Source organism: Arthrobacter terrae (assembly GCF_015708085.1).
GTDB classification, from domain to species: Bacteria; Actinomycetota; Actinomycetes; order Actinomycetales; family Micrococcaceae; genus Arthrobacter_M; species Arthrobacter_M terrae.
Genome location: NZ_JADNYM010000019.1, coordinates 1 through 18,835 on the forward strand (window position 1 = coordinate 1; position 18,835 = coordinate 18,835).

At 62.4% G+C, this 18,835-nt stretch carries 18 protein-coding genes and 1 pseudogene; 12 read left to right on the plus strand and 7 right to left on the minus strand.

The features are described from left to right. Positions 1–883: 883 nt before the first annotated feature. Complete coding sequence (locus IV500_RS14480; protein WP_196397527.1) at positions 884–1,525, plus strand: hypothetical protein; 642 nt, start codon at positions 884–886, stop codon at positions 1,523–1,525. 133 nt (positions 1,526–1,658) lie between these two features. Here the strand turns inward: IV500_RS14480 and IV500_RS14485 are convergent, their stop codons facing one another. After that, the gene (locus tag IV500_RS14485; protein ID WP_196397528.1) at positions 1,659–3,512 is read right to left on the minus strand and encodes a zinc-ribbon domain-containing protein; all 1,854 of its coding nucleotides are present in this window, start codon (positions 3,510–3,512) and stop codon (positions 1,659–1,661) included. A 343-nt stretch (positions 3,513–3,855) separates the two neighbouring features. Here IV500_RS14485 and IV500_RS14490 point away from each other — a divergent pair, with 343 nt between their 5' ends. Beyond that, the gene (locus tag IV500_RS14490) at positions 3,856–4,248 is read left to right on the plus strand and encodes a hypothetical protein (RefSeq protein WP_196397529.1); all 393 of its coding nucleotides are present in this window, start codon (positions 3,856–3,858) and stop codon (positions 4,246–4,248) included. Between the two features lie 3 nt (positions 4,249–4,251). Beyond that, positions 4,252–4,734: a hypothetical protein gene (locus IV500_RS14495; RefSeq protein WP_196397530.1), complete on the plus strand. Its 483-nt coding sequence runs from the start codon at positions 4,252–4,254 to the stop codon at positions 4,732–4,734. A 269-nt stretch (positions 4,735–5,003) separates the two neighbouring features. On the opposite strand, the gene IV500_RS14500 is transcribed toward IV500_RS14495, so the two are convergent. Together IV500_RS14500 and IV500_RS14505 are read right to left on the minus strand one after the other, a co-directional pair. After that, positions 5,004–5,387: a DUF3618 domain-containing protein gene (locus tag IV500_RS14500; RefSeq protein ID WP_196397531.1), complete on the minus strand. Its 384-nt coding sequence runs from the start codon at positions 5,385–5,387 to the stop codon at positions 5,004–5,006. Beyond that, complete coding sequence (locus tag IV500_RS14505; RefSeq protein WP_230855008.1) at positions 5,384–6,025, minus strand: phage holin family protein; 642 nt, start codon at positions 6,023–6,025, stop codon at positions 5,384–5,386. Before IV500_RS14505 ends, IV500_RS14500 begins: the two co-directional genes overlap by 4 nt. A 200-nt stretch (positions 6,026–6,225) precedes the next feature. On the opposite strand from IV500_RS14505, the gene IV500_RS14510 reads away from it, so the two are divergent. Then, complete coding sequence (locus IV500_RS14510) at positions 6,226–6,996, plus strand: alpha/beta fold hydrolase (protein ID WP_196397532.1); 771 nt, start codon at positions 6,226–6,228, stop codon at positions 6,994–6,996. A gap of 104 nt (positions 6,997–7,100) precedes the next feature. On the opposite strand, the pseudogene IV500_RS21565 reads toward IV500_RS14510, so the two are convergent. Beyond that, positions 7,101–7,646 (minus strand): annotated as a pseudogene (locus IV500_RS21565) (MDR/zinc-dependent alcohol dehydrogenase-like family protein); the annotation flags it as partial. A gap of 870 nt (positions 7,647–8,516) precedes the next feature. Here IV500_RS21565 and IV500_RS14520 point away from each other — a divergent pair. The 4 genes from IV500_RS14520 (at position 8,517) to IV500_RS14535 (ending at position 10,450) form a co-directional block, all read left to right on the plus strand. Next, complete coding sequence (locus IV500_RS14520; protein WP_312875942.1) at positions 8,517–8,798, plus strand: ArsR/SmtB family transcription factor; 282 nt, start codon at positions 8,517–8,519, stop codon at positions 8,796–8,798. A gap of 17 nt (positions 8,799–8,815) precedes the next feature. Then, a complete protein-coding gene (locus IV500_RS14525) occupies positions 8,816–9,460 on the plus strand; it encodes a dihydrofolate reductase family protein (protein WP_196397535.1) in 645 nt (214 codons plus the stop codon). A gap of 123 nt (positions 9,461–9,583) precedes the next feature. Beyond that, on the plus strand, positions 9,584–9,898 hold the full coding sequence (locus tag IV500_RS14530; protein WP_230855009.1) for an SRPBCC family protein: 315 nt from the start codon (positions 9,584–9,586) through the stop codon (positions 9,896–9,898). Positions 9,899–10,135: 237 nt separating this feature from the next. Further along, positions 10,136–10,450: a hypothetical protein gene (locus IV500_RS14535; protein ID WP_196397536.1), complete on the plus strand. Its 315-nt coding sequence runs from the start codon at positions 10,136–10,138 to the stop codon at positions 10,448–10,450. 293 nt (positions 10,451–10,743) lie between these two features. On the opposite strand, the gene arfB is transcribed toward IV500_RS14535, so the two are convergent. The 3 genes from arfB to IV500_RS14550 form a co-directional block, all read right to left on the minus strand. Then, positions 10,744–11,166: an alternative ribosome rescue aminoacyl-tRNA hydrolase ArfB gene (gene arfB / locus IV500_RS14540; RefSeq protein ID WP_196397537.1), complete on the minus strand. Its 423-nt coding sequence runs from the start codon at positions 11,164–11,166 to the stop codon at positions 10,744–10,746. Positions 11,167–11,242: 76 nt separating this feature from the next. Further along, positions 11,243–12,145 (minus strand): ribonuclease Z, encoded by a 903-nt coding sequence (locus tag IV500_RS14545; RefSeq protein WP_196397538.1) that lies wholly within the window; start codon positions 12,143–12,145, stop codon positions 11,243–11,245. Positions 12,146–12,154: 9 nt separating this feature from the next. Then, positions 12,155–12,847 (minus strand): endonuclease/exonuclease/phosphatase family protein, encoded by a 693-nt coding sequence (locus IV500_RS14550; protein ID WP_230855010.1) that lies wholly within the window; start codon positions 12,845–12,847, stop codon positions 12,155–12,157. Between the two features lie 175 nt (positions 12,848–13,022). On the opposite strand from IV500_RS14550, the gene IV500_RS14555 reads away from it, so the two are divergent. The 4 genes from IV500_RS14555 to IV500_RS14570 all read left to right on the plus strand — a co-directional run bounded on the left by IV500_RS14555 (position 13,023) and on the right by IV500_RS14570 (position 18,772). Continuing rightward, a complete protein-coding gene (locus IV500_RS14555) occupies positions 13,023–14,255 on the plus strand; it encodes an acyl-CoA dehydrogenase family protein (RefSeq protein ID WP_196397539.1) in 1,233 nt (410 codons plus the stop codon). Between the two features lie 104 nt (positions 14,256–14,359). Continuing rightward, positions 14,360–16,444, plus strand: coding sequence for a 3-hydroxyacyl-CoA dehydrogenase NAD-binding domain-containing protein (locus tag IV500_RS14560; protein ID WP_196397540.1), 2,085 nt, complete (start codon positions 14,360–14,362; stop codon positions 16,442–16,444). Beyond that, positions 16,441–17,157, plus strand: coding sequence for a TetR/AcrR family transcriptional regulator (locus IV500_RS14565; RefSeq protein WP_196397541.1), 717 nt, complete (start codon positions 16,441–16,443; stop codon positions 17,155–17,157). Before IV500_RS14560 ends, IV500_RS14565 begins: the two co-directional genes overlap by 4 nt. A 70-nt stretch (positions 17,158–17,227) precedes the next feature. Beyond that, positions 17,228–18,772: a long-chain-fatty-acid--CoA ligase gene (locus tag IV500_RS14570; protein ID WP_196397542.1), complete on the plus strand. Its 1,545-nt coding sequence runs from the start codon at positions 17,228–17,230 to the stop codon at positions 18,770–18,772. Positions 18,773–18,835 lie beyond the last annotated feature (63 nt).

Below are 18,835 nucleotides of genomic sequence, written 5' to 3' on the forward strand. Positions count from 1 at the left end.
ATCGAGCTCTGCAACCACCTCACCACCACCAAAACCCGCTATCCCGGCACCAATCTCATCCTGCGTTATCAAGTCAAAGACAAAGCATCATCTCGAAAAAATTAACTCGCTATATCCGGAGTCCTGAGCCTGCAGATCTCGGTCCGGGCGAAGGAACCCCTTCCGGCCGCATTGAAAGTATTGACCGCCTCCAAAGTCCCGCTGGGGGTGATAGCGACGTCAAAGACGACGGGAAAATCGGCCATCGCGTTGTGGTCCGATCCTGACCTGTACTGCATCGAAATCGACGACAGAGACCGCTGGGTTCACTACCGCTCCAGGCAGTCGTTGAACGTGATTCTTGCAGCAATGCAGTCTTCTGAAGGCGGACGGTTCAGAGTCAACCACGGACCCTTTAGCAAAGCTATCCCCGAAGCGAAGGTACTAGCCGATCGCCTTGGCCTCCGGATCCCCAGAAAGGCTGGAATGCCTCCGGGTGTCTGCCCCGACTGCTATATGGTCCTCACGCCCGCGGGCATTTGTGCAACGTGTGAGGCGTAGTCATTGGCAACTGATGCGTGGGTACATGCGGCAGCGGACTGGGACACGGCCTTAAAGGTCTAGCGCCTCCCAGACGGTCCCGGCCAGGGGACATTCCGAGGGAGCCTGACAAGGTCAGAGCCCCGTGCAGCCGGTTTCCTCACGAAGATGACGGTCACCGACATGGCGACGAGCCGGCACCCGAGGCCGACGGGGTCATAGACCGGGGATGGCCGTAAATTACTGGGACTCGCTTGTGACCCACGCAACTCACGGGCGCCGCCCAATGCCAAGATTCCAAAACACTAGTTCTCCCGTGGGGCGTGGAAGGAGTGTGACTCCGAGGCATTGCTAAGGTCGGTCCATGAACATGATTCCCAGCATCCCGCCACCAGTACAGAATCCGATCAAGTGGAAGCTACTGGAAGCTGTCGCCGCGACCGACTCGACGAACTACGCAGACCTTGTCGTAAAGGCTCCTTACGAGACCGATCGCAACTTCGCCGCGCACTATGCCTTTGCCGCCAAGCGATTGGCGGGCACCTTTGGCGGCAAGCCGCAGGATGACATGATCCTCCTCCCATTTCTTACGCTGTACCGGCAGGCATACGAGCTGGCTCTGAAGTCCTGTCTGGCTGATTTTGCCCGTTGGCGGCGGAAGTGGGTCGACGGAGGAAACCCAGATCTTGAATCCTCAGTAGTCCAAGACCGCATCCGCAATGTCCACGGCCATAACTTTCATAAGCTGTCCAGAGAACTGCGGGAACACTATGATGCCCTTGATCTTGGTGAGGAGTTCCCCACAGATCTCGCGGCGTTGATCGAGACATGGCACCTTACGGATAAACCTGGCACCAGCTTTAGGTACTCGACGGTCAATCAGCCTACGGAGGCGGCGCGCATCGATTTTCCGGTCCTGGCCGAAATGCTGGATAACGGCCTTCGGGAGCTATGGGCTGTCGAGGACTGGGTGGATGACCGTATGAGCGCGATTCCCGAGCCTTGAGTAATCTGGGAGCCGTCACGGAGCCTAACAGCTCTGGAAACCGAGCCGCAGGCTCCAAAGCGGGCGCCAGCATTACTCAATCCAGCAGGTCTTGGTGGGCGCCGATCCCTCCGGAACGGTTCGACTGTGCAGTCTAGCTCCGTTTTGATTTGCGTGGGCGCGCTCCAGGGCAGTCCTGACATACCCTTCCCCGCGACCGGGCGTTCAGCGTGTCCTGCGTGGAGTGGCCGTTAGGACATAGCCACCACACCAGTTGGTTCAGATAGGGGCGCACGTCGTGGGGTGTCAGTTCGGCGTTCAGGGTTGGGTGCCACTGCGACGCCAATTCCGGGAAGCGCGCCGCGAGCGATGTTTCTGCCCGGCGGCGTGACTTCGGGCATTCCTGACAGACCATCCCCTTGGCCCGGTCCTTCACCTTGTCCTGGGTGGCGTGACCCTCGGCGCATAGCCACCAGACGGTCAGGCCTGAGTGTGGCAACACGTCCTCCGGCGTAAGCTGACCGTTGAGTGTGGGGTGCCATTGGCCGGCCAAGTTGGGGCGGATGACGGCAAGCGACGTCGCCGGGGTGACGTAGCGCCCCGAGCACTGCCCGCAGCCCGTCCCGTCAGTCGTTCTTTGCACAATGGGCGTCAGGTACGCGTGGCCGGCGGGGCACAGCCACCATGCCGGTTTCCCTGAGTGCGCCATCACCTGGGCTGGAGTTAAATCTCCGTTCAACTGCGGGTGCCACTCGCCCGCCACCGCAGGGAACTTGTCGGCCAGCGACAGCTCCCCGTACTCTCGGAGCCGTAGGGCAGCAATGATCTGTCTTGCTTCAGTTTCCGCGACGGCAACACCGTTGAGGATGTATCTCCGTGCAGACTCTGCCGCCTCGTTCTCGATAAGACCACCTTCCAGCATCTCTTCGAGTGCTGCCGACGCGACGTCGTGGCCTGTAGGCGCGCGCCGCACCAGCGCGTCCTGAGGCGAAAGAGCCTCCAGCGGGTGCTCGCGTACCCGTATGACGCTGTATCCAAGCTCCTGTAGCTGGTCGGTCTTCTCCCGGTCCCTGTCTTCCTTGCCTTTGTGCCAGTACGAGCCGTCGAATTCGATTGCGATGGTGCCGACAATGACATCCACCCGAATCTTCACCCCGCCGGCTGTTGCGATCCTCCAGTCGTGCTGGACCGGAGCCAGGTGCTCGCCGAGGACAGCCTTGAGTTCTGCGTACAAGCCGATCTCGAGCTCGGACAGGCCCACCAGCTTGCACTTCTCGCAGGCAGCACCGCAGGACCGCTTGAACACCATCGCCCGCCACTCGTGGCCGCTGCTGCACAGCCACCACACGTTGCTTCTGGCCCCCGACGTCACCTGGCCGGGTGTGACGTCATCGTTCCTCGTCGGATGCCACTCCTTGGCCAGGTCGGGAAAGCGCGTGGCGAGATCGTTGCCGTAGCCGACCTTCTGGTTAGCGCAGTAGGGGCACCCGGAGCGGATCTTGTTGGTGCGGTTCGCCACCACAGCTTCCCATGGATGGCCACATGCACCCAGCCACCATGCTTTCGAATTGGAGCGAGGCGCGACCTGGTCGGGGGTCCGGTCGTCGTTCAAATAGGGGTGCCAGGTGGCCGCGACCTCCGGGAACTGGCTCGCCAAATCGTTGCCGTAGCCAACTTTGCGGTTCCCGCAATACGGGCACCCGCAGCCGATAGTGCGGCTATGGATGGTCGCTTCCCAAGGATGACCGCAGACGCCAAGCCACCAGATTTTCTGCGACGATCCCGCTGACACTGCGTCAGGTGTGAGATCCCCGTTTAATGTGGGATGCCACTCGTTGGCCAGCGCGGGAAAGGATTGGTCAAGACTGATCTCGGGGGCTGAACGTCGCTTCCTCCCGGCCAGTTCCACATGGCCGTTCTTCATGAAGCGTTGGTAGTGCTTGCGACACATGCCCCGGTTTAGAACTTCTGCCGGGCCACAGCCCTCTACACTGCAGTACTTTTCCACTGTTCTCCATCCTTGGAAGGCCTGCCACGGCGCTTTCCTGTCGCGATCGACGCGTTGGCTGATGGTGAGCGTAGCGCAACTTTTTGGTTAAGAAAAGTCACAAAGTATATATACGTTGGATAATCATGTGTATAATACGCACCCAAGTTACGATGCGCAACCCAAGTTGAGACAACAAAGGGCTCGCCAATTAGGTCTGCCTACATTCACTACGTCGGGTGAAACGGTGATGATGATGCGTGCGGGCAGCAGCGCCGATGGGCTTTGACGCACCCGTTGTGAAAGGCCAGAGACGATGATTGCGGGGATGGAAGGACCGCGGCACGGGCCACCTTGAAGCGCCATGAAGAAAGAGAACGGCATGGACGTGATGGCCAGGTTGACACCGACGGCACCGGCTGAGCCGGTGATAACTTCGTCGGTCGTAGTTGCTGAGCCGCCGGAACCTCAGCCCACACCCGACGAGGCGCCCGCGTTTGTCTACAACCCCGGAAAGCTGACGGAGCCCCGCCGGCTGTCCGTCAACTTTCGGGACGCGACCAAGATCGGATACCTGGACCTAGCCACGATGGCAGCCGTTCCCGCGTCTTCGGCCGCCGGACTACTTAATCCCGACCCTATGATCAGCGAGTTCGAAACGAAAGTGAATCTGTGGGTATCATCGGGACGACAGCGGTTCCGGCGGAAATCGACAGCACCGGTGCGGTCCGCGTTGCGGACGTACAGAAAAAGGTAGAGCGTGAACAGTCAGTCTCCCGGCGAGAACGAAAGCAAAAGCCTCACTCTTAGGCTTGTCCTTCCCGTGGCACATCACCTGATGGAAGGGGCAGGCAAGCTGAACGAGGCAACGCAGAGCACGCTCCTGCTGGGCGCCAAGAACCTCGCCGTCGACGGGTCCGGCGTGAGGATCTCCAAGCACTGGGGCATCGCCGCTGAGAACGCGGCAAGGGCCTGGTGGGGGAACGGTCCGCTGCGCAACGGCGGGCGCGGAATTCAGGGCGGAAACGCCAAGCTTGAGCTGATCGGGAACATCGTCGCCGTCACCGCTCTTGCCGCAGTCGTCGTTCCCCCGCTGGTTCTCGACATACAGACCGCATTGGCGAAAAGGGCTCTCAAGAACACCTGTGAGGGCTGCCAGGAAGCGCTTCCCAGTACCCCGGTTGAAGGGGAGCCCGACGGTAGGACCGCCTGCCCCCACTGCGGAAACGGAAGCGCCGACTAGGCTCGCCAACTAGGTCGGTGAGCTGACCTGGGCGGTAGTTCACCAAAACCGCAGAATCACGGTGGTCCGCATCTGGCGCTTTTCGCCAGGTAATGATGAGTCTCACAGGAGTGCCGGCTGTGGGACAGATAGGTGGTGGTTGCGCCCTCGCAGTTTCGCGGGCGTAACCGCTGTACTTGCGGATCTCCTTTGCGAGGTTGGCGGCGGCGTTGATGGCCTGGAGTGCCTTACCGGCAGTGGGCATGCCGTAGTCAGCTGTGGGGCTGGAATTATTGGCGCTTCCTGCGGCTGCGGGAGATCAGTACGGCCGCGGCGGCAACACCCGCGGCCACAAAGAGGGCCAGTACACGAACGTCAGATCGCAAAAGTCTTTGTCCGCTCCTGTGGGATTCAGCGACCACTTCCCGTCCGGCAGATCCGAGAGCATCAACCACGTTATGCTTCCCGGCTTCAATTCGTTCCCCAACCCGGGACTTGAGTTCTTCGGTCTTTTTTTCGGCCTGGGCCTTGACATCGAATTTCCCGGTCAGGGCCTCGATCGTTTCCTCGAGCTCTTCCCGCGTGTTCTCGATGTCGCTGTGAATCTGCGACACTGCGTCGTCCTGGCCGGGCCCGGAGGAATCGGGTCCTGAAGACGAAGTCGACATGCTCATGGCTGACCGTGCTCCTTTACCGCGTTGACGTCGTCTTTTAGGCTTTCAACGGTACGCTCGGGAACCAGAGGAGCGGCAGCTGCGATTTCCTTCCGGCCTTTGAGCGCCGCCGCCCCGGCCGCTGTCGAAAGCACTACGGAAACAATCAGGGCGCTGAGCCAAGAGGGCACCACGCGGGCGAGAAGTAGGATCACCGAGGTGAGCGCTGCAGCTGCTCCCAAAAACCCCAGGAGGCCCGCGCCGCCCAAAAAGCCGAGTCCCAGACCTGCGCGCTTGATTTTGTCGGTGAGCTCCGTTTGAGCCAACCGCAGTTCATCCCGGAGCAGATGCGAGGACTGTTCGGAGAGCCTGGCGACGAGTTCAGCAACAGTGGGCTCATCCGAGGAGTGCAGGTCGCCGGTCGTATCCATCAGACTCATCCGGATCACGACGACGGAGGTGAGGGTGGTTATCGCGAGGTGCTGGCGAAGCAGCGCAGAGTATTGGCCGTGCCGGTGCATCCTGATTGCGGCAAGATGTTCCGAGACTTGTGCGGGCATGTTCCGCACCGTCTGAGCAGCCCTGAAATCTTTTTCCCTCGCCAGTGGTATTTTTCGGATACCGGCGGCAAATCCACGGGCAAATGCGATCGCCTTCATGAGAACGCTCCAATCGATGGCGCAGGAACTATGTACTCAGACTACGCTTTAGCCACGCGGCTGCGCCGCCCTATCGATCCGAAGATTTCCTCACCCGCAGGAGCACCGCCGCCGCATGACAGTGAGCCCTTGAAGTTCCGGCCGAGAGCGCGTAGAAGCGAACTGCCGGACCGGCGTGCAAATCACCTGGGAGAAACTTCATGGCCGAAACTGTCCACTCCACCGACGGAACCACTATTGTCTACGAAACAGCCGGAAGCGGTCCGCCGCTCATTCTGGTCGGCGGGGCCCTGAATACCCGTCAGTCCCCCGGGGGCCTGGTGCCACTGCTCGCGGCAGATTTTACTGTCGTCGTCTACGACCGCCGTGGCCGCGGTGAGAGTACGGATATGCCGCCGTACGCCGTCGAGCGCGAGATCGAGGATTTGAGCGCACTGGTGGCAGCTGTTGGCGGGTCCGCGGGGGTGTACGGCCATTCATCCGGGGGCATCCTGGCTCTTGAGGCGGCGGCCGCGGGGGTGGGGATCAGCAGACTGGCCGTGTATGAGCCGCCCTATTTCACGACCGAGGGAGGGGACGAGCCGTGGCAGATCTTTGTTGACAAGGTACAGGCGCTGGTGGACGAGGGCAACGCGGATCTGGCAGTGGAAAAATTCATCCGGCACACGGGCACAGACTTCGATGCGGGAATGAAGCAATCGCCTTGGTGGCCGGCGCTGGTGGCTTTGGCGTCGACCTTGCGGTACGACCTGACGCTCACCGGGGACAGTGTTGTTCCGGTGCAGCGGCTGGGCCGCATTTCCGCCCCGACTTTGGCCTTGTACGGCGGTGCGAGCGCCGCATGGGCACAGGCTTCTGCATCGGCAGTGGCTACGGCGGTCCAGAACGGCAGGCAGGACGTCATTGACGGTCAGCAACATGCGGTGGCACCGGAGATGGTGGCACCGGCGCTGGTGGAATACTTGCGCTGACACGCGCGGATAAGCTGGGAACACCCGACGGCGGCAACGAAGCCGGTGGTCCGCGGCAACCAGCCGCGGACCACCGGTCAGTCTGGTGACGGCGTACGACCATATTAAGGCTCGAGCACGACCTTGATACATCCGTCCTGCTTTTTTTGGAACGTTTCGTACAACTCGGGCCCTCGTGAGAGGGGAGCGGTATGGGTCACGAGGTCGTCGAGTCCCAGTGGGTAGGCGGCATCCTCGGTGAAGGGGAGAAGCTTTTCTGTCCAGCTCCGGACGTTGCACTGCCGCTCGCGTCATTGAATCTGCTTATCGAGCATCTCCACCAGCGGCATCAAGGTAGCCGCGCCGGCGTATACACCGCTCAGTGAGATCGTTCCGCCGCGGCGAACCGCAGAGATGGCGTTGTGCAGGACCCAGGTCGGATCTACCGATATCGTTTCCATGGCCTTCTGCGCCACATTGTCGGGCAGCAGGCCGGTTGCTGTCTGCATCACCTTTGCCCCGGCCGTTCCGTGGGCTTCCATGCCAACGGCATCAAGAATCGAATCCGGCCCGCGGTGGGTCATCTCCTGCAGTTCTGCAGCCACGTCGCTGGAGAAGTCCAAGACCTCGATGCCGTGCCGGGCAGCCATGTCCCGACGCTCAGCCACGGGGATCAAAGCGCACGGGCCGGTCGTCCCATGCGCTTTTGCTTTTATGGGTGGCGATCTGGTCCTTCGGGTAGGGCATGGCGCCCTTGAACCTCTTCTTCGCAACAGGGCTCGGTTGGTCAGGGATGAATACGCCTTGTCGTTCATGATCGCTGGCGCATTGCCTCGGATGGTAGTGGTGGTCTGCGTTGGCGCAGAGCCGCCGGTGTCAAACCCCGGTCATCGATGGTCTTCCTCCGGCCCTGCAACAACAAGGCCATAATCGCGCGGTAATCGGCCATAATCTTTGCCCCCTTGCAAAGAAACGGTGGCGCTCAACGCACCGCCGTAAATGACAGAAAACCACGAACAACCAACAAGCGGGACCACAAACGCAGATACCCGGACACGTCCTACCACCAGAGGCTATGCGCCAATCGCCTCGGGGGTGGGTCCTGGGCCGGTCCCCATTTTGTCAGTAGCGTAGTCGCGGCCGCGGCGCTTAAATACGGTCTGACACGGCCTAAACTGCTCCGGCGGGACCCGGTGGTGATCGCCGAATAGCGCCCGGACACGCCGTCGGAGCGACTCACAGTGGATTGTTTGAGTTTCGACCCGCATGAGGGCTGCCCCTTGCGGTGACCGTGCCGATGGTGGTCATAATTATGTCTAGAGCCAGGGGGACGGGTCCTGCTGCCTACAGGCTCGCCGGCGTCGGCACCAGCGTCAGCGACTCCGTCGGCACCCCGTCAGCACTTCGCACAACCTCTGTCCGCAAGACACATTGAACCAATGGGCTGGGCGCAGCGCTCTCTTGCGGGAATCGATTGACAATCTCTTCCTCCATCACAAACACTAAGGTTTGTGCCTAACTATTACGAAGAGCTCGACTCTGTGCTCCGCGCTCTCGCGGATCCCACACGCCGAGCCGTCGTAGAGCGATTGGCGAAGTCCCCAGCGGTCGTGTCCGAACTCGCGGCACCGTTCGAGATGGCGTTGCCGTCGCTCATGCAGCACTTGCGCGTCCTCGAGAACGCGGGAGTAGTCACGTCGGAGAAACTTGGACGGACCCGCACCGTGAGCCTGCGACCGGGTGCCCTCGACGTTCTGCACCTGTGGCTCGGTGAGCATCGAACAGCACGCCGACCGGCTTGGCATCCTCCTCACCCTCACTAACCCGAAGGAAATCTGATATGACCCGCGTTCGCATGAACCTGTTCACCTCATTGGACGGATACACGCCAGCCAACCCGACGCCGCACGATCCGATGGGCGGAGATTGGGGACGCCTCACGGAGACGTATGGCGCGACCCGAACGTTCCGGGAGAAGGTATTCGGCGAGACCAGCGGCGCTGGAACGACCGGCGTCGATGATCGATACGCCGTCGCGTTCTTCGAGGGCGTCGGTTCCGAGATCATGGGGGCCGGCATGTTCGGGCTCCACGCCTTTCCAGAGGACCCGGACTGGAAAGGCTGGTGGGGTGACATGCCGTCGTTCGGAACCCCGGTCTACGTCCTCACCCATACCGCGCCGCGTCCGTCGATCCCGATGGAGGCCGGGACTACGTTCCATTTCCGCAGCACCGTAATTGAGGACGTGCTCGCGGAGGCGGTCGAGGCCGCAGGCGACCTGGACGTGCGAGTGGGCGGTGGTTACAGCACAGCCCGTGATTTCCTGCGCGCCGGCCTGGTCGACGACTTGCACCTTACAGTGGCCCCGATCTTCCTCGGCCGGGGCAACCGGCTGTGGGATGACCTGCGCGCCTTCGAACTGACCTACCAAGTAACGACGGAAGTGGCTGAAAGCGGCACGATCCACCTCACCCTGACGCGATAGAAACGTACTCATGACCATCCAACGACGACTCGCCCGCTCTGGTTTCACCCGGACCCGTGACTACCCAGCATCTGTGGAGTGCCTCTGGGGCGCGTTCGCTGACGAGAAGCAGAAGCTGGGCTGGTGGGCGGCGGTAACAGCATGGAGGCCCGCGACTGGTCCTTCGACGTCCGCGTCGGAGGACGGGACATAGCTAAGGGCAAATTTCACAACGGTCCCGTCTCTCGGTACGAGGCCACAGACACCGGCATTGTGGAGCACAGCCGCATCGCCACGATATACGACATGTGGCTCGATAGGATCCACACGTCGGCGCCGATGGCGTTGTTGGAGTTCGACACGATCGACGAGCGCACCCGATTCACGCACGTCGATCGCAGTGTCTTCTTCGACCGGTTAAGGGCTGACAGCGACTTCGGTATTGGGCGTCGGTGCTGACCGGGTTCGAGCACATGATCGAGGCGTGGCCCGGTGATGCCCGGGGCAGACCCTTACCGGATAGAGATCACTGACCTCCAGCGGTAAGCAACCGCTGCGCGTCCCCGCACTTGGTGCACATTTTTTATAACGTCTGCATCACTATTTGCCACGCCACGGCGGGCGGCACCGGCACGTCTGGGTCCCCAGGTTCATACTGGGACCATGGGGAATGGCTACGAAACACGTCGAGGACCAATGCAGCACTCTACCCGGTACCGGCAATATTACCCATCGGTGATCGTCCTGCTGCTCGTTCTGGCTTTCTGGACTGTCGCAGTGCTCGGCGGTCTGGCTCTGTTGCGCTCCGGACGTGCACCCCTTGAAACGCTGACGTGGCTATATGCCGTGCTGGTGCTGATCGTGGGGTCACCCATCGCCCTCTGCCTGGCCGTTGTCGATATATTTCGCCGGATCCGGCGCGAACTGTGGGAATACCGGCAATTGGGCAGGGACCGTCAGCTGCAGACCGCTAAGAGCGCACTTTCTTTTTCCGACCGTAACCGCGCCTAGCGAATTCCCCGCGTGCGAGCGCGCAGCAGAGTGGCCACTAATCCTAAGTTCTGTCCTTTTCCTGGCGGCCTACTCCGTCCAGGTCTTGGTATCTGGAGCGGTCACAGACGTGGCCGGATGGTTCATGACGATCATCTGGGGATCGTTCCTGGTTGATTACGCGGTATCGCACTTCGTGGCCGGGCGGCTACTTATGTGATGGCCGCGTCCGGATTGTTGGTCTCCATCCGCGCGCTGGTCATCTACAACGGCAACGCTATCGAGCTAGTTGGGAGGTATCGGCCGGTAAGAAGCTACTCGGCGGACGGCCGCTGGCGTTGCCGTTTTGTTGCTGACCGCTGCTGCTTTGCGGCGAGGTGCCGCCGCCGCGAGCTCCGCGTGGGCTTAGTCGGACGGCGGTCCGCCGCATCGGGAGCAAGACCGGCGCTGATGAGTTCGGCGAGTTTGCCCAGGGCGATTTCGCGATTGCGGAGTTGGGAGCGACGCTCGGAGGCGGTCACAGTGATCACTCCGGCAATGAGACGCCTTCCCAGACGAGTAACTAACATCATCCGCTGTGTTTCGGAGAGCACAGCGGAGTCGGCAATGTTCCAGGAGAGCTCGACGCGACTGTCCGACGTGTTCACGTGCTGACCGCCGGGCCCGGACGAACGCGAAAACCTCCAGCCGAGTTCCGATGCGGGAATCGTGAGCGCATGGGAGACGTCCAGATCCATGTAATAAGTGTTACACGATGCGCCGCGCCGGGGTCGCGGCGCGTCGCTTGTTGGCGGCGAGGGACAGAGCCGAAACCTAAGTCGGTCGGGGCGGACTCTGCCGCCGTTTGGGCAAGGCGATGCGGTCCAAGTCATTTGCGGCCGTAACGGTTGCTCCGCCGGCGCGGATGCGGGCCTGGCCTGCGAGCGGGGATACGTTGGCGTACCGGGACGAGAAATGCGTAAGAACCAAAGTGCCGACGGCGGCCCGGGCCGCCAAGGCGCCTGCCTGACCGGCGGTGAGGTGGCGGTACTGCCGGGCAAGGTCTGCATCGTCGTCGCTGAAGGTGCATTCGGCCACGAGCAGGTCCGCGCCTTCTGCAAGCTCCTCGGCACCCGCGCACGGCGCTGTGTCCATGACGAAGGCGACGCGTTGGCCCGGCCGCCGTATGCTGACGTCCGCAAGCCGGACGCCGCGCAGTGTTCCCTCGCGCTGCAGGCGCCCGGTATCCGGGCCGGCAATGCCGGCAGCCGTGAGGCGTTCCGGCAGGAGGGTGCGGCCGTCGGGCTCCACCAGCCGGTAGCCATACGTTTCAATCCGGTGATGCAGCGGCTGGACTTCCAAGCCTGGCGCGATCGCCCCGGCGCTCCCATGCGGGTGCAGCCGCAGGTCGATCCCCGGGGTGGCAAGGGACACCAGAGCCCGGACCACGTCCTCGCCGGATGCGGGGTAGTGCAGGTGCACCGGGTGTGCCACACCGTCCAGGGCCATCCGGGAAAGCACGCCCGGCAGGCCGAAACAGTGGTCACCGTGGACATGGGTGAGGCAGATGCGCGTGACCTGTCCGGCTGAGACCCCGGCATAGATCATTTGCCGTTGAGTGCCCTCGCCGGGATCAAAGAGCAGGCCTTCGCCGTCCCAGCGCAACAGATAGCCGTTGTGGTTGCGCGTTCGCGTCGGGACTTGCGAGGCGGTGCCGAGAACGACGAGTTCACGCATGCCGAAGGGTTAGAGGTATTCGGCGGAGATCAGGATCGGCATATGGTCGGACTTGCCGCGCGGCAAAGTTTCCACATTGGTGATATCCAGGCCCAATGAGGTAGCGAAGTCAAAGTGGCCCCGGAAAACTTTGTATCGGGTATACGTCCTGCTGTCACTCATTGTGAGGTCATAGCCGGTCTTGTTCACTTGTTCCGTGAGGTTCTTTTTGAAGAAGGGGTAGTTGAAATCCCCGACCATCAGAGTGACCAGTTCGCCACCCATGCTGAGCATTTCAACGTGCGCGGCGTGGATCTGCTTGCGGCGCAGCGAATTAGACGCCGTCAGCGGTGCGGCGTGAAACGACGCGATGGCAAGGTTGCGCCCGGTCTCACGATCGATCAGCCGGGTTGCGATCAGCCGCTCGTGGGCCGGTGCGAGCATCCGATCGTGCATGGACTTTTTGAGCGCAAAGGCCTTCGTCTCCAATGCCGTGAAGCGGTCCCTGCGGTAGTACATTGCCAGGCCCAGCCGGTTGCCCTTGGTTGAATCCGCCAGGTGCAGGTGTCCTACGGTCTCCGGGAGTTCGGCAGCGTCGCACTCCTGCAGGCACAGCAGATCGATTCCGGCATCCTTGGCCAGCTCAACGAGTTCATCGCTCGCGTGGTTCTTCCGGAGGTTATAACTGATGACTCGTAGCAGGGGAAAACCTCTTCCGGTCAATCGGGGTGAGTTACCATCTACTGCTTAGTTTAGCAACGGGTCGCCGCAGGCAAAGTAATTCTGCTGCCGGGTCGCACCGCCGTGCTTGAATCGTAAACAATTTGCAGATAGTGTGCAAATTGTTTGTGAAGGTGAGCTGGACCACTGCTGCGCAGCGCAGGAAGAGGATGAAACCATGGCCGAACGCGAAGTGAATGTGGACTATTTCCGGCTTGACGACGCCTTGACGGATGATGAGCGGGCGCTCCGGGACCGGATTCGGGCCTACGTTGCCTCCGATATCCTGCCGATGATCAACGATTATTGGGAACGCGCGGACTTCCCTGCGGAACTACTCCCGGGCCTGGCCCGACTGGGCGTCATCGGAAGTACCATCGACGGATATGGCTGCCCGGGGCTGAGCCGGCGGGCGGCGGGAATCGTAGCGCGGGAGATGGCCCGGGGCGACGGATCGATCAACACCTTTCTGGGCGTGCATTCGAGTCTGTGCATGGGCGCCATCAATATGCTGGGCAGCGAGGAACAGAAGCAGCGCTGGCTCCCGCCCCTGGCCACGCTGGAAAAGACTGGCGCCTTCGCGCTGACGGAGCCGGCGCACGGCTCGGATTCGGTGGCATTGGAAACCAGCGCACGTCGGGACGGGGATGATTTTGTGCTCAATGGGCACAAACGGTGGATCGGGAACGGAGACCGGGCCGACGTCGTGGTGATCTTTGCCCGCGACGTTGCGGATTCCCAGGTGAAGGCCTTTGTGCTGGAGAAGGGCGACGACGTCCTGGTGCAGGGCGACGACGTCCCCGCGACGAGCGGCGACGGCGCCTACCCTGCCGGGTACCGTCCGACGGTGATCACCGGCAAGATCGGGAAGCGTGCCATTATGCAGGCGGACATTGTGCTGGAGGATCTGCGGATCCCCGCGCGGAATGTCTTGGAATTCTGCAATTCCTTCAAGGACGTGTCCTTGGTGCTGACGGCAACCCGCGGCGGCGCTGCGTGGGAGGCCGTGGGGCACGGCATGGCGGCCTACGAGATCGCCGCGGCCTACGCCCTTGAGCGCAGGCAGTTCGGCAAGCCGATCGGTTCCTTCCAGCTGGTGCAAGGCAGGCTCGCCAACATGCTCAGCGAGCTGACGTCCATGCAGCTGATGTGCACGCGGATGGCGGAGCTCGCCGAGGCGGGCCAGCTGACCGGACCTATGGCCTCCATGGTCAAAATGTCCACGGCACAAAAAGGGAAGTGGATCTGCGCCGAGGCCAGGGACATCCTGGCCGGCAACGGTCTGCTGCTGGAACGGCACGTGGCACGGCACCTGACGGACATGGATGTGGTGAGTACCTACGAGGGCACCGATTCCATCCAGTCCCTGCTGGTGGGCCGGGACATCACCGGTATTTCCGCGTTCAAGTAGACAGTATTTGGCGGGGCAGTTTTACCAGGCTGTTTTTTACCAGGCAGCAGCCCGGCGGGCAGCAGCGGGATGGGCAGAGCAAACACGAAAGCGGGTTGTGCATAATGAGTGAAGTTTCAACCGGACCGGTAACGGTGGAAATGATCGACGGCGTCGCCCGGGTCACCATGTTCGGCCCGCCGGTCAATGCCTTGGGCCTGCCGCTGCGCAAGGCACTGGTGGAAGCACTTGACGGCATTGCCCACGATCCGCAGGCAACGGCGGTACTGCTGACGGGGCAAGCCAAAGCATTCTCCGCCGGCGCGGACATTACCGAGTTCGATGCGGCCGCAAGCTCCCCGGATCTGCGCGAGCTCGTCGCCAAGGTGGAGGACTTCCCGCTGCCGGTCATCGCGGCGATCACGGGAGTGGCGCTGGGTGGGGGCCTGGAGCTGGCAATGGCGGCCAACGCGCGGATTGCCGACCCGGAAGCCCGGCTCGGCCTGCCGGAGATCACCCTCGGTCTGCTCCCCGGCGCTGGCGGAACCGGCCGCTTGCCGCGGCTGGTTGGTCCCGCACGCGCCCTTGACATGATCCTCAGCGGAAAACCAGTCTCCGCTGCCCAAGCCCACCACGACGGACTCGTCGACGCCGTATTTGCCGACCCTGCCGCGAAAGACGGCGTTCGATGGGTAGCCCACTTCGCGCTGAAGGGTGACCGGACGCGGACGCGGGACCGGCAGGAAAAGGTCGAGGTGGCGCACGCCGCCCCGGGAACTGTGGCAAAGCTGGCGGCGGTCCCGCTGCACAAGGCCAAGGATCCTTACGCAGCTCAGGCCGCCGTTGATGCCATCACCGCCGGCATTGAAGTCTCCTTCGAGACCGGGGCGCAGCTGGAGCGGGAAAAGTTCGATGAGCGGCGCCAAAGCCCCGAGTCGGCGGCCCAGCGTTACCTGTTCACCGCTGAACGTGCCGCCCGCAAACCCAGGAACCTCAGCACCGGGGTCGGCAGGCGCGTGGCCCGGGCAGGCGTCGTCGGCGCTGGAACCATGGGCAGCGGTATTGCCATGGCATTGGCAGCTGCGGGAATTCCCGTGACCATCGTTGAAGCGGAGCAGGATGCGCTGGATCGCGGCCTGGCACGGATCGTGGATAACCTCGCCACCTCGGTCGCCCATGGGAGCCGGACCGAAGCGGCCGCCAGCAGCGAGCGCGCTTTGATTGAGACCAGTCTGAACTACGGCGCACTCGCTGCGGCAGATCTTGTCATAGAGGCGGCGTTTGAGGATCTGCAGGTCAAAAAGGACATCTTTGCCACCTTGGAGCGCCATGTCCGCCCGGATGCGGTGCTGGCCTCCAATACCTCATATTTGAACATTGATGTGCTCGCGGCCGGAACCGCCCATCCTGAGCGCGTGCTCGGTATGCACTTTTTCAGTCCCGCAAATGTGATGCCGCTGGTGGAGGTGGTCCGCGGTGCGCAAGCGGACGCCGAAGCTTTGGCCACCGGCTTCGAACTGGTCCGCCGCATCGGTAAGACGCCCGTCGTCGTCGGGGTCTGCCACGGATTTGTGGGCAATCGCATGCTGGAGGTCCGGTCTGCACAAGCCGAGCGGCTGCTGGTCGAGGGAGCTCTTCCCGGACAGGTGGATAGGGTGTTGACGGATTTCGGCTTCCGGATGGGCCCGTTCGCCATGGGGGATATGGCCGGCTTGGACATCGGTTGGCGTAATCGCAAGGCGCAGGGCCTTACAGCGCCAGTCAGCGACGCCATCTGCAAGTCAGGTCGGTTCGGGCAGAAAACAGGCGCCGGCTTCTATGCCTATGAGGGCCGGGATCGACAGGATGACAGGTTCGTGGCGGAGCTGATCGAAGGGGTCTCGGCGGAGCTGGGCATAGTGCGGCGGCCCATTTGCGACCAGGAGATCCTGGATCGCCTGACCTTCCCGATGATCAATGAAGGTGCGCGGATCCTGGCCGAGGGCATCGCGGACCGGTCCGGGGACATCGACGTGATCTGGGTTAAAGGCTACAACTGGCCTGCCTACCGGGGCGGACCAATGTGGTACGCGGACCAGGTGGGGCTGGCGCACGTCGCGGAACGCCTGCAGCATTATGCGCTTTTGACGGGCGATGAGTCGCTGCAGCCGTCGCCGTTGTTGGGGCAGCTGGCCGACGACGGCACCACCTTTGGCGGGGACAGCCGGTGAGTGCAGCTGCCGTGGACGGGCGAAGCGCCCGCGCGCAGCGGACCCGGCAGATCATTGCCGATGCGCACATCGCCTTGATTAACGACGGCGAACTTCGGCCGTCCGCGAAACAGATCGCCGCCCGGGCGGGTGTGTCCCAGCGCGCGCTCTGGGACAATTTCAAGGACATGGAAAGCCTGATGGCAGGTACTGCCCGGCAGCAGCTGGACCGGCAGGATGAAGCCTTCATATCCGTCGAACCGGACGTTTCCCTGCCGGAGCGGATCGAGCGCTACTGCCGGCAGCGTGCCGCGCTGCTCGAATCGGTGGCCCCGCTGGCACGCGCAGCAGATCTCCAGCGCCCCTTTTCCCCGGTACTACAGGAAAACCTGCGGGAGAATCTGCGCCGGATCCGCGCCGCCTTCGAAGCTCTTTTTATGAAGGAGCTTGCTGCGTTGGCGCCGGGGGACCGCGAACGCTTCACCCTCGCAGCCTGTGCCGCCGCGGACTGGGCCAGCTGGCAATTACTGCGGGACCAGCTGGGGCTGGGTGTGGAGCAGGCGGGCGAGGTGCTGCAGCTGACTCTGACCGCGCTGCTGACCCACGTTGCCGGGGCAGCAGCGCAGGGGGCCACCGTGCCCGGTACCGCCCCGCCCACCCCGCCCGCCCCGCCCGGGGTCACCGCGCCCGGGGCTACCCTGCGGGAGGGCGCTGCGTTGAGCGGTCCGGGATGACCGCAGGCGCCTGCAGACAGGCGCCTACACACAAGGGACTATGCCAGGACAATGAAAAGGAACAGCAGACATGAGCGTTTTATCACTGGCCGCAATCCTGGCTGAATCAGCCCGGAAATACCCGCAGAAGACGGCCGTCATTGATGCCGGCGTGCATTATTCCTACGCCGCGCTTTGGCAGCAGGCACGCAGCTACGCCGCACAGCTCAAGGACGCCGGTCTGGCGCCCGGAGACGTTGCGGGCATTATGTCTCCCAATGTAGTGGAGTTTCCGCGGGCCTATTACGGCGTGCAGGCCGTCGGCGCCGTCGTCGTTCCTGTGCATTTGCTGCTCACTGTCCAAGAGATCGTCCAGGTGCTGCGCGACAGTGGCACAAAGCTGCTCATCTGCCACAGTGCCTTCCTCAAAGTCGGCGCCGCGGCCGCCCGCGAAGTACGGATTCCGCTGCTGGTCGCCGGGCCGCTGCCGGAGAACGAGCGGGTGAGCCTGACCGTGCTGGATCCGGATGCGCCGCAGGAGGCAGACAGTTACGCGCCCCGGAGCCCGGAGGACCCGGCCGTCATTTTCTACACCTCCGGCACCACCGGCAAGCCCAAAGGCGCTGTCCTGACGCAGCTCAATATGGTCATGAATGCCACCGTTTCGGCCGTGGACGCCAATGATGTCCGCACGGATGACATTGCTCTCGGGTGCCTGCCGATGTTCCACGTCTTCGGCCAAACCGCCAGCATGAACGCGATTTTCCGGCTCGGTGCAACGCTGGTGCTGCTGCCCAAATTCAGCCCGGAAGCGGCGTTGGAAACGATGGTCGCGGAAAACGTGAACGTTTTTCACGGTGTGCCGACCATGTACATGCAGCTGTTGGCCGCGGCCAAGGACCGGGAAGATTTGCCGAAGCTGCGGCTGTGCGTCTCCGGTGGTGCCTCCATGCCCGTCGCCGTTATGGAGAAATTCAACGCAACCTTCGACGTCACTATTTACGAGGGTTACGGCCTCTCCGAAACGTCACCGGTGGTCTGTACTAATTCACCCGCTTCCGGCGTCAAGCCCGGAACTGTCGGGCCGGCGATTTGGGGCGTGGAAGTGCAAATCGCCGATCACACACTTCCGGAGCGGCTGGAATTCGTGCCCAATGGCCAGCTCGGCGAGATCGTCGTGCGCGGCCACAATGTCTTCGCCGGCTATTTAAACGATCCCGAAGCCACCGCGGCTGCCATGACGGAGGACTGGTTCCATACCGGGGACCTGGGAACCAAGGACGACGACGGCTTCATCACCGTCGTGGACCGCACCAAGGACGTCATTATCCGCTCTGGATACAACGTCTACCCGCGCGAGGTGGAGGAAGTACTGGCCCGCCACCCAGCGGTGATGCAGGTTGCGGTCATCGGGCTGCCGGACGAGCTGCGAGGCGAGGAAGTCTGCGCTGTGATCAAGCTGGAGCAGGAGTATGTGCAGAATCCGCCCAGTGCGGAGGAAATTATTGCCTGGAGCAAGGAACATCTGGCCAAGCACAAATACCCGCGCGTCATTCGCTTCATCGACCAAATCCCGCTGGGACCCAGCCAAAAAGTCCTCAAGCGGGAGCTGCGGAACACCTACTCGGGCCAATGACCTTCGCCGGGATTTACAGCCGAAGGTAGGCTGGCCGGATGCTGACCATCAGCACCGAACGTT

Bases quoted from the DNA above. Each gene is read 5' to 3' on its own strand.
- IV500_RS14480 (WP_196397527.1), top strand. From the start codon at position 884: ATGAACATGATTCCCAGCATCCCGCCACCAGTACAGAATCCGATCAAG.
- IV500_RS14490 (WP_196397529.1), top strand. From the start codon at position 3,856: ATGAAGAAAGAGAACGGCATGGACGTGATGGCCAGGTTGACACCGACG.
- IV500_RS14500 (WP_196397531.1), bottom strand. From the start codon at position 5,387: ATGAGCATGTCGACTTCGTCTTCAGGACCCGATTCCTCCGGGCCCGGC.
- IV500_RS14505 (WP_230855008.1), bottom strand. From the start codon at position 6,025: ATGAAGGCGATCGCATTTGCCCGTGGATTTGCCGCCGGTATCCGAAAA.
- IV500_RS14510 (WP_196397532.1), top strand. From the start codon at position 6,226: ATGGCCGAAACTGTCCACTCCACCGACGGAACCACTATTGTCTACGAA.
- IV500_RS14525 (WP_196397535.1), top strand. From the start codon at position 8,816: ATGACCCGCGTTCGCATGAACCTGTTCACCTCATTGGACGGATACACG.
- IV500_RS14535 (WP_196397536.1), top strand. From the start codon at position 10,136: ATGCAGCACTCTACCCGGTACCGGCAATATTACCCATCGGTGATCGTC.
- arfB (WP_196397537.1), bottom strand. From the start codon at position 11,166: ATGGATCTGGACGTCTCCCATGCGCTCACGATTCCCGCATCGGAACTC.
- IV500_RS14545 (WP_196397538.1), bottom strand. From the start codon at position 12,145: ATGCGTGAACTCGTCGTTCTCGGCACCGCCTCGCAAGTCCCGACGCGA.
- IV500_RS14555 (WP_196397539.1), top strand. From the start codon at position 13,023: ATGGCCGAACGCGAAGTGAATGTGGACTATTTCCGGCTTGACGACGCC.
- IV500_RS14560 (WP_196397540.1), top strand. From the start codon at position 14,360: ATGAGTGAAGTTTCAACCGGACCGGTAACGGTGGAAATGATCGACGGC.
- IV500_RS14570 (WP_196397542.1), top strand. From the start codon at position 17,228: ATGAGCGTTTTATCACTGGCCGCAATCCTGGCTGAATCAGCCCGGAAA.